Origin of the sequence: Xanthomonas sp. SHU 166, from assembly GCF_000364685.1 — a bacterium.
Taxonomy (GTDB): domain Bacteria; phylum Pseudomonadota; class Gammaproteobacteria; order Xanthomonadales; family Xanthomonadaceae; genus Xanthomonas_A; species Xanthomonas_A sontii.
Map to the genome: position 1 here is coordinate 1 of NZ_AQOJ01000933.1, position 8,220 is coordinate 8,220.

Sequence of the window (8,220 nt, forward strand, 5' to 3'; positions counted from 1 at the left end):
CGCATTGGCGCCGATCGCGTAAGCGCGGCGCAGCACACTGGAGGGCGGATCGATCTCGCCGAGCACCAGCGGTTTCCACGGCCGCGCGATGCCGGCCTTCTCCGCGCCGATCGCCTCGCGGTCGGTGCCGAGCCAGTCGGTGTGGTCGATGTCCACGGTGGTGATCACCGCCACATCGGCATCGACCAGGTTCACCGCATCCAGCCGGCCGCCGAGGCCGACTTCCAGCACCGCCAGTTCCAGCTTGGCTTGCTGGAACAGCCACAACGCCGCCAGCGTGCCGTACTCGAAGTAGGTCAGCGCGGTGTCGCCGCGCGCGGCCTCCACTGCCGCGAAGGCGGTCACCAGATCGGCATCGCTGGCCTCTTCGCCGTCGATGCGCACGCGCTCGTTGTAGCGCAGCAGGTGCGGCGAGGTGTAGCTGCCCACCCGCCAGCCGGCGGCACGCGCGATGGCCTCGACGAAGGCGACGGTCGAGCCCTTACCGTTGGTCCCGCCGACGGTGATGACGTGCTTGGCTGGCTTGGTCAGGTGCATGCGTGCGGCGACCGCGCGCACCCGTTCCAGGCCCATGGCGATGTCCTGGGGGTGCTGGCGCTCGATGTAGGCGAGCCATTCGGGGAGGGTGTTCATGGAGACGATTGAACTCGACTGATGCGACAACAGCACGCGCACTCATAGCGGCGACGCATTTTGCTGCTGCTTTGGTTTTGGTTCTGGTTTTGGCTGTTGCTGTTGCTGTTGCTGTGGCGGTTGCTTTGGCGGTTGCTTTGGCTTTGGCTGTTCAGGATCCCGTGAGGCACGGCAAGCAGGACGGACGAAAACCCCGCAGGGGCGGCGCGCAGGACGCGCGCCGTTTTTCGACGGCACATGGATGTGCCGCCGAAAAATGTCCGGCCTGCTTGCGCACCCGGAGCGCGCAGCGCGGAGGGCGTGCCGCCCGGGTGTGCTTTCTTTTGGTTACTTTTCTTTGCACAAGCAAAGAAAAGTGACTCGCGCGCCAAGCGCGAAAGCACTTGCACTTGCAGTTGCAGTTGCACTACGCAGTGCACTCAGAACGAATCGAAAGAAACTAAAGCGCCCGATGCTTCGCCTCGCCGAAGAACGGCGTGTGGTGCGCGCAATCGTTCAAGCGCACCACCTCCAGATGCTCCACATCCGGCCCTTCCAGCAGGTTCAGCGTGGTCGGCGCCTGGCGGAAACTCCACAGCCGCGCGATCGGCAGGCCCAGCACCCGGCACAGGATCACCCGGTTGACCGCATCGTGCGCCACCACCAGTAGCGTGTCGTGCTCGCCCAGGCCCTCGGCGGCGCGGGTCAGGCCGCGCCAGGAACGCTCCAGCACCTGCCGCAGCGACTCGCCACCCGGCATCAGCACCGTGTCCGGTTCCTCGCGCCAAGCGCGCAGACGCGCCGGGTCCTTCTCGTGGATCTCGCTGGCCAGCAGGCCTTCCCACTCGCCATGGGCGATTTCCTGCAGGTCCGGATCGGTCTGCAGCAGCGCCTCGCGCTCAGGCCCCAGGGCGAAGCGCGCGGTGCGTTGCGCGCGGGCCAGCGGCGAGGCCACGGCGCGGGTCAGCGGCACCTCGCGCAGGCGGGCGCCCAGCGCCTGCGCCTGAGCGTCGCCGACCGGCGACAGCGGGATGTCGATCTGGCCCTGGTAGCGGCCTTCGGCGTTCCACGGGGTTTCGCCATGGCGGGCGAGCAGAATGCGCATGCGCTGGATTCCTTGGGGGGAAGGGGCCGTCTCGCAAACGAAAACGGAGCGGCATGATACCCGCTCCGTCGCCGGAAACCCTGCGCTGCATCCCGCGTGCCCGCCGCGGCGTGCCGGGGCGGACATGCGGACGGCGGCCGTAGCCGCCGCCCGCCGGAACCCGGCTCACTTGGCCAGGTTCAACTCCTTCAACAGCCGCGGCGCCGGCATCACTTCCTGCATGATCCAGTGCAGGTAGCGCGAATCGACCGCGATCATCCGGGTCATCGCCGGATCGAACACCCAGTTCGAGCTCACCGACTCCCAGTTGCCGTCGAAGGCCAGGCCGACCAGCTTGCCGTGCGCGTCCATCACCGGCGAGCCGGAATTGCCGCCGGTGATGTCCAGGTCGGACAGGAAGTTGACCGGCACCGTGCCCAGCCGCTTGTCCTCCAGCCCACCGTAGCGCTTGGCCTTGGCCGCCTCCAGCAGCGCCTTGGGCGAGTCGAACGGCTCCACGCCGGTGTCCTTGGCGACCACGCCTTCCAGCGTGGTGAACGGGGTGTAGGCCACGCCGTCCTTCGGCACGTAGCCCTTGACGTTGCCGAAGGTGATGCGCAGCGAGGAGTTGGCGTCCGGATACACGAACTCGCCCTGGCTCTTCTTGTAGTCGGCCACGGCCTGCAGGTAGCGCGGACGCGCCAGCAGTTCCTCGCCCTCACGCCGCTTCTCGTCCTGCTCGATCTGCAGCAGGGTCGGCATCAGTGCCACCGCATAGCGCAGCGCCGGGTCGTCGCTGGCCTCGAACGCGGCGCGGTCGGCATGCAGCCACTTCAGGCGCGCCTCGGTATTGCCCAGCTGGGTGCCGGCCAGACGCGTGGCGGCGGCCTGCGCGTCGGCACCGGCCAGCCACTGGTCCAGCGCCGGCAGGCGCTGCGCCTTCGGCAGCTTCAGGTACTGGTCGAACCAGTAGCGCTGCAACTGGCTGTCCATGGCGGCGACGTAGCGGCGCTCCATCTGCTTCATCGCGCCCTCGATCTCGGGCAGGTCGCGCTCCTGGTAGCCCGGCTCGCGTTCGGCGTCCGGCTTGGCGCGTTCGATCGACAGGCGATACAGGGACACCGCACTGCCGAGCACGCCGGTGCGGCGCATCTGCCGCAGCACCAGGTCGCGATCGCGGGTGGCCTTGGCCTGCTCGCCCAGCGCCAGCAGTTGCGCATGCGCCTGCAGCGCAGCCTTGCCCTCGCCGCCCTGGCGCTTGAGCCAGGCCAGCACCGCGTCTTCCTCGGCGTGCTTCTTGGCCGCCGCGTCGATGCGCTTGAAGCCCTCCAGCTGGCCCTCGTAATTCTTGGCGACGTTGTTCCAGCTGGCCATGGTCGCGGCGTACTTCACCTGGATGTCCGGGTTCTGCTTGCCGGCCTGCTCGACCAGCGCGATCAGGTCGCGGTACTGGCGCGCGGCGGTGGGGTAGCCCCAGCTCGCGGTGGCGTCGAATTCGGAGGCCAGCGCATAGCGGTTGGTGCGGCCCGGGTAGCCGGCGACCATGACGAAATCGCCGGCGCCCAGCGGCTGGTCGGCGAACTTCAGGAAGTGCTTGGGCTGGTACGGCACGTTGTCCTTGGCGTAGGCGGCCGGCTTGCCGTCCTTGCCGACATAGGCGCGGTAGAACGAGAAATCGCCGGTGTGGCGCGGCCACATCCAGTTGTCGACGTCGCCGCCGAACTTGCCGATGCCCGACGGCGGCGCGTAGGCCAGGCGCACGTCGCGGATTTCCAGGGTGCGGAACAGGCGGTAGGTGTTGCCGCCGGAGAAGCTGTACAGCTCGCAGCGGTAGCCGGCATCGGCTTCGCACGCGGCGACCTGGGCCTTGTCGAAATCCTCCAGCGCCTGCGTGCGCTTGAGCGCATCGTTGCCGGCCGCGGCCATCGCCGCCTTGGCCTGCGCGGTGACGTCGGTGATGCGGTCGAGCACGTAGATGCGCGCGTTCGGGCCCGCACTCAGTTCGGCGCCCTGGCTGGCGGCGCTGAAGCCGTCGCGGATCAGGTTCTTCTGCGGAGTGGAGTTGAGCTGGATCGCGCCGTAGGCGCAGTGGTGGTTGGTCACCACCAGGCCCTGCGGCGAGACGAAGCTGGCGGTGCAGCCGCCCAGCGAGACCACCGCGCCCATCGGGTCGCCGGTGAGATCGGACAGTTGTTGCGGCGACAGCTTCAGGCCGGCCTGCTGCAGCGGCCCGGCGATGTCCGGCAACTGCTGCGGGACCCACATGCCCTCGCCAGCGTGGGCGACGGAGGCGCCGGACAGGGCGGCCACGGCGGCGATGGCGACAGCCAACGAATTCGAACGCATCGAATAGCTTCCTTGATGACAGACGTTAGAGTGTAACGGCTGTCATCAAGTGGCCGGACCGTGACCAATGGCACCCTGACCGCGCCGCAACATGGCCGCGTCGGCCGGGCGCTTATACTGCGCGCCCTCTTCCCATCGAATCTGCACCGACATGGCGCAAACAATGAAGGCGCTGGTCAAGCGCGAGGCCGCCAAGGGCATCTGGCTGGAACAGGTGCCGGTGCCGGTGCCCGGCCCCAACGAGGTGCTGATCAAGCTGGAAAAGACCGCGATCTGCGGCACCGACCTGCACATCTACCTGTGGGACGAGTGGAGCCAGCGCACCATCAAGCCCGGCCTGACCATCGGCCACGAGTTCGTCGGCCGCATCGCCCAGCTCGGCTCGGCGGTCACCGGCTACGAGGTCGGCCAGCGCGTCTCGGCCGAAGGCCACATCGTCTGCGGTCACTGCCGCAACTGCCGCGGCGGGCGTCCGCACCTGTGCCCGAACACCGTCGGCATCGGCGTCAACGTCAACGGCGCCTTCGCCGAGTACATGGTGATGCCGGCCTCCAACCTGTGGCCGATCCCCGACCAGATCCCGTCCGAACTGGCCGCGTTCTTCGATCCCTACGGCAACGCCGCGCACTGCGCGCTGGAGTTCGACGTGATCGGCGAGGACGTGCTGATCACCGGCGCCGGCCCGATCGGCATCATCGCCGCGGGCATCTGCAAGCACATCGGCGCGCGCAACGTGGTGGTCACCGACGTCAACGACTTCCGCCTGAAGCTGGCCGCGGACATGGGCGCGACCCGCGTGGTCAACGTCGCCAACACTTCGCTCAAGGACGTGATGGCCGACCTGCACATGGAAGGCTTCGACGTGGGCCTGGAGATGAGCGGCAATCCGCGCGCCTTCAACGACATGCTCGACTGCATGTACCACGGCGGCAAGATCGCCATGCTCGGCATCATGCCGCGCGGCGCCGGCTGCGACTGGGACAAGATCATCTTCAAGGGCCTGACCGTGCAGGGCATCTACGGCCGCAAGATGTACGAGACCTGGTACAAGATGACCCAGTTGGTGCTGTCCGGCTTCCCGCTGGGCAAGGTGCTGACCCACCAGTTGACCATCGACGAATTCCAGAAGGGCTTCGACCTGATGGAAGAAGGCAAGGCCGGCAAGGTCGTACTGAGCTGGTGATGCGCGCGCCGCGGCTACGCGGCGATGCGATGCCGAAAAAGACGAAGGGCGCCTCGCGGCGCCCTTCGTCGTTTCACGAGACGATGCGATCAGAACGCGATCGTGCCCGAGACCACCACGCGGTGACCGGCCAGGCGCTCGGTGAAGTTCGCCGCGCCCTTGTTGTCGGTGTCGTAGTAGCCCACGCTCAGCGCCAGCGGGCCGACCATCTTGCCCACGCTGACGTTGTAGTCGGTGTAGTCCTGGTACGCGGTCAACGCGCTTTCGTAGGTGGTGCGGCCGACGTGCGCGCCGACGCTGAAGCCCTGCGGCAGCGACCAGTTCCCGTCCAGCGCGTAGTAGAAGCTGTCCCGGTCCAGGTTGTACACGTTGTCGGTGTAGGCCACGGTCAGGGTGTAGGTCTTGAGGAACTTGGTCTTGGTGATCAGTTCGTTGTAGTTCGACTTGCCGGCGCCCGGATAGCCGTAGCGGTTGACCATCACGTCGAAGTTCCAGTCCGGCGAGAAATCGACGTTGTAGCCGACGAAGCCGTCCACTTCCCAATCCGGATCGCCCGCGCCGAAATCGACGTTGGAGCCCCAGGTGCCCACGTACAGGCCGAACGGCGAGGTGTAGGTGAGGCCGGCCTGGAACGCCGGGCCTTTGTTGGTCTGGGAGACGCCACGGAACACGTAGTCGCTGACCACGCCATAGGAGCCGGTGATCGGCGAGGTGGGCTCGTCCTGGGCCAGGACGGTGAGCGGCGAAGCGGCCAGTGCGACGGCCAGGGCGAGAGTGGTCTTGTTCACCGGTCATTCTCCTAGGGTTGACGAGGAAGGGGTGCAGCGACGAGGCGGATGCGCCTTTACGGTTTTTTAACTGCTTTGATCGTGCAGTGCAACAACTTTTCACGCGGCGCATGCCACGCCGTGACACAAAACCCCCGATTCGCGCCAAGCGCGGACACAGCGAGCCGCCGACAGCGGGAGCCGGCCTGCCAGGGAAGGCCCTCGTCCGGGAGTTGGCGGTCAGGCCGCGACCGGGCAGGCAGCCGCTGGCCACACCAATGCGCAGGCGCGGGCGATCGCCGATCGGCAGGGCGCGATGGCGCCTCAGTCGGGCCGGGCGAAGACCCCGAAACGGCGTGCGCGCAGGTGCAATGGCTGGCCCGGCGCGTAGTCGGGTGCCCCCTCGCCCGCCGGCAGTTCCACCTCGACCTCGTCGTGGCCGTGCGCCAGCTGCGCGCGCAAGCGCAGCCGCGGGCCGCTGCGCTGGATCGACAGCACCGTCGCCGCCCAGCCCTCGTTGCCTGGCGCCAGGTCTTCCGGCCGCACATACAGCTCGACCGGACCACTGGACAGCGGCGTCGACGGCGCCGGCAAGGCCAGGCCGCCGACCTGCACCGCACCGTCGTGCAGACGCGCCGGCAGCCGGTTCACCGCGCCGACGAAGGCGTAGACGAAGGGCGACGCCGGCTGCTCGTAGACCTGTGCCGGGCTGCCGATCTGCTCGATCCGGCCGCGGTTGAGGATGGCCACGCGGTCGGCCAGTTCCAGCGCCTCTTCCTGGTCGTGGGTGACGAACACCGTGGTCAGGCCGGTGCGTTCGTGCAGCTCGCGCAGCCAGCGCCGCAGGTCGCGGCGGACCTGCGCGTCGAGCGCGCCGAACGGTTCGTCGAGCAACAGCACGCGCGGCTCGATCGCCAGCGCGCGGGCCAGCGCCACGCGCTGGCGCTGGCCGCCGGACAGTTGCGCCGGGTAGCGTCGCTCCAGGTCGTGCAACTGCACCAGCGCCAGCAGCTCCTGCACCCGCGCGCGGATGCGCGACTCGCTCCAGCGCGCCTCGCGGCGCACGCGCAGGCCGAAGGCGATGTTCTCGTACACGCTCATGTGCTTGAACAAGGCGTAGTGCTGGAACACGAAGCCGACCCGGCGCGCCTGCACCGACAGCGCGGTGGCGTCCTCGCCGTGGATCAGCACGCGTCCGCGGTCGGCATGTTCCAGCCCCGCGATCACCCGCAGCAGCGTGGTCTTGCCGGAGCCGGAGGGCCCCAGCAGCGCCAGCAGTTCTCCCTGGCGGATGTCCAGGCTGACGTCGTCGAGCGCGGCGAAATCGCCGAAGCGCTTGCCCAGATGCTGTACGCGAATGCTCATCGCAACCTCAATGTCGGTGAGTGGCGGCCAGCGCCGCGCCGTGGCGCCAGTGCAGCCAGGACTTGACGGCGAGCGTCAGCAGCGCGGTCAGCGCCAGCAGGCTGGCGCAGGCGAAGGCCGCGCTGTAGGCGTATTCGTTGTAGAGGATCTCCACATGCAGCGGCAGCGTGTTGGTGCGCCCGCGGATCTGTCCGGACACCACCGATACCGCGCCGAACTCGCCCATCGCCCGCGCACTGCACAGCAGCACGCCGTACAGCAGGCCCCAGCGGATGTTCGGCAGGGTCACCCGCAGGAACGTCTGCCAGCCGCTGGCGCCCAGGCTCAGCGCCGCCAACTCCTCGTCGTCGCCCTGCTGCTCCATCAGCGGCATCAGCTCGCGGGCGATGAAGGGAAAGGTGACGAAGGTGGTCGCCAGCACGATGCCCGGCAGTGCGAACACGATGCGCGGCAGATGCAGCGACACGTCGCCCAGCGGCGGCAGGTGCAGCCACACGCCTTCGTCGATCAACGGCCAGGCCCAGCCGTTACGGCCGAAGATCAGGATGAACAACAGGCCGGCGACCACCGGCGACACCGAGAACGGCAGGTCGATCAGGCTCACCAGCAGGCGCTTGCCGGGGAAACGGTGCTTGCTGACCGCCCAGGCCGCGGCCACGCCGAACACCAGGTTCAACGGCACCACGATCGCCGCCACCAGCAGGGTCAGGCGGATCGCCGCCAACGCGTCCGGATCGGAGATCGCGCGCCAGAACACGCCGACGCCGCTGCGCAACGCCTCGGTGAACACCAGCAGCAAGGGCAGCAGCAGGAACGCCAGCAGGAAGGCGAGCACGCCGCCGATCAGCAACCGCCGCACCCAG

The 8,220-nt window shown here is 68.2% G+C and carries 8 protein-coding genes; 1 reads left to right on the forward strand and 7 read right to left on the reverse strand.

Annotated elements, in window-relative coordinates:
- The 4 genes from D180_RS20905 to D180_RS20920 all read right to left on the reverse strand — a co-directional run.
- Positions 1–642: Mur ligase family protein (locus D180_RS20905; RefSeq protein ID WP_043091487.1), on the reverse strand; the 642-nt coding region annotated here is incomplete at its 3' end.
- Complete coding sequence (locus D180_RS24300; protein ID WP_198526592.1) at positions 630–1,040, reverse strand: hypothetical protein; 411 nt, start codon at positions 1,038–1,040, stop codon at positions 630–632. The genes D180_RS24300 and D180_RS20905, both read right to left, overlap by 13 nt.
- A 32-nt stretch (positions 1,041–1,072) precedes the next feature.
- On the reverse strand, positions 1,073–1,717 hold the full coding sequence (locus tag D180_RS20915; protein WP_017910762.1) for a histidine phosphatase family protein: 645 nt from the start codon (positions 1,715–1,717) through the stop codon (positions 1,073–1,075).
- A 165-nt stretch (positions 1,718–1,882) separates the two neighbouring features.
- Positions 1,883–4,042, reverse strand: coding sequence for a S46 family peptidase (locus D180_RS20920; protein WP_017914300.1), 2,160 nt, complete (start codon positions 4,040–4,042; stop codon positions 1,883–1,885).
- Positions 4,043–4,193: 151 nt separating this feature from the next.
- Here D180_RS20920 and tdh point away from each other — a divergent pair, with 151 nt between their 5' ends.
- A complete protein-coding gene (gene tdh, locus D180_RS20925) occupies positions 4,194–5,225 on the forward strand; it encodes an L-threonine 3-dehydrogenase (RefSeq protein ID WP_026144006.1) in 1,032 nt (343 codons plus the stop codon).
- 89 nt (positions 5,226–5,314) lie between these two features.
- Here tdh and D180_RS20930 read toward each other — a convergent pair whose 3' ends face one another.
- The 3 genes from D180_RS20930 to cysW all read right to left on the reverse strand — a co-directional run.
- Positions 5,315–6,013 carry a TorF family putative porin gene (locus tag D180_RS20930; protein ID WP_017910766.1) on the reverse strand — a complete coding sequence of 233 codons (699 nt, stop codon included), beginning with the start codon at positions 6,011–6,013 and terminating at the stop codon, positions 5,315–5,317.
- A gap of 303 nt (positions 6,014–6,316) precedes the next feature.
- Positions 6,317–7,357 carry a sulfate/molybdate ABC transporter ATP-binding protein gene (locus D180_RS20935; RefSeq protein ID WP_017914302.1) on the reverse strand — a complete coding sequence of 347 codons (1,041 nt, stop codon included), beginning with the start codon at positions 7,355–7,357 and terminating at the stop codon, positions 6,317–6,319.
- A 7-nt stretch (positions 7,358–7,364) separates the two neighbouring features.
- The coding region (cysW, locus tag D180_RS20940; protein ID WP_043091489.1) for a sulfate ABC transporter permease subunit CysW at positions 7,365–8,220 on the reverse strand (856 nt) is incomplete at its 5' end.

What these genes read in the sequence shown, in the direction of transcription:
- D180_RS20920 (WP_017914300.1), bottom strand. Translation starts at nt 4,042, where the DNA reads ATGCGTTCGAATTCGTTGGCTGTCGCCATCGCCGCCGTGGCCGCCCTG.
- D180_RS20915 (WP_017910762.1), bottom strand. Translation starts at nt 1,717, where the DNA reads ATGCGCATTCTGCTCGCCCGCCATGGCGAAACCCCGTGGAACGCCGAA.
- tdh (WP_026144006.1), top strand. Translation starts at nt 4,194, where the DNA reads ATGGCGCAAACAATGAAGGCGCTGGTCAAGCGCGAGGCCGCCAAGGGC.
- D180_RS20935 (WP_017914302.1), bottom strand. Translation starts at nt 7,357, where the DNA reads ATGAGCATTCGCGTACAGCATCTGGGCAAGCGCTTCGGCGATTTCGCC.